This window comes from Xenorhabdus sp. SGI240 (assembly GCF_040081915.1).
Lineage (GTDB): Bacteria > Pseudomonadota > Gammaproteobacteria > Enterobacterales > Enterobacteriaceae > Xenorhabdus > Xenorhabdus bakwenae.
In genome coordinates, this window is record NZ_JBEBMB010000037.1 from 1 (window position 1) to 1,197 (window position 1,197).

General features: G+C 48.3%; 1 protein-coding gene. It reads left to right on the forward strand.

The genetic code is table 11. From position 1 onward, the window contains the following. A partial coding sequence (locus ABLA76_RS09595; RefSeq protein WP_348987753.1) for an IS110 family transposase occupies positions 1-816 on the forward strand: 816 nt, incomplete at its 5' end. Positions 817-1,197: the final 381 nt, after the last annotated feature.

Genomic DNA, 1,197 nt, shown 5'->3' on the forward strand with positions numbered 1-1,197 from the left:
AGGCTTGTGCCGACCCAGCATGTTAAAGCGTTCAGCCATCATCAAAAAAATGATGCCAATGATGCACTGGCTATCTGCGAAACGGCCTGCCGACCCGGTATCCATTTTGTTCCGGTCAAGACGGTGGAACAGCAAGATATCAAGGCACTGCGCAGTGCCCGACAACTCATGGTGGAACAACGTACCGCACTCGCCAACCAGATTAGGGCTTTCCTCGCTGAGGAGGGGGTGATCGTTCCTGCAGGTATTCAGAAACTGCAACAGTACCTGCCTGAGATTCTAGAAGAGGAGAGCCATGAGCTGTCCTCTGTACTACGACGTTTGCTTCATACTTTGGGGGAAGACCTACGGAATCTGAACATTCGCATTCATGAAATGGATAATGAAATAGCGGCACTTTCCCGTCAGCAAAGCGGTTATCACTATCTGCTCACAATCCCCGGAGTCGGTCCCCTTATTGCGGCAGCCTTCGTGAGTGAAGTCAGTGCGCCCCAATTTGCCAATGGCCGGCAACTTTCTGCCTGGTGTGGCCTGGTTCCCCGACAACACAGTTCAGGTGGAAAAAACCGGCTGTCTTCCCTGAGCAAAAATGGAAACCGTCATCTCCGAACGTTAATTATCCACGGTGCTCGTGCAGTGATGCGCTGTGTCCAAAATCGTGATGACTGTCTGGGAGAAGGGTTGAGAAAACTGATTGCCCGATGCGGGTTTATGAAAGCCACGATCGCTTTAGCCAACAAACTGACCCGGATTATCTGGCGTGTTCTGCGGGATGAAGTGGATTTTAATATGGAAAAAGCTTTTACTATTAATTAATTGAGCAACAAAAATAGACGCATTATCGAGTTTGCAAACACTGATGAGAAAACGGCTACCGTCCCTGTAATAGCCTGTTCTTATACAAGGTAGTGATATACCGATGTAGTGAGAAGGAAGCAGGGTGCGGATGACATCATGGCGCGGATAATTTTTCCATTATGACGCCGGATATAGGGTCGCAAACCGTATAACTTAGTGCTTGCACAACTGGGGCGTCCATATATGGTATAAGGATCTCAGGCACTCTACACTTCATCACCAAACAAACATTTGACCTCACTCAACCCAATCGATAAAGTATTTAACTGTTACCAATGATCCATTGCCTGTAAGGATCAGCGTTGAGCGGCGAATCAAAACTCCCGTAGCCTGAAAGGG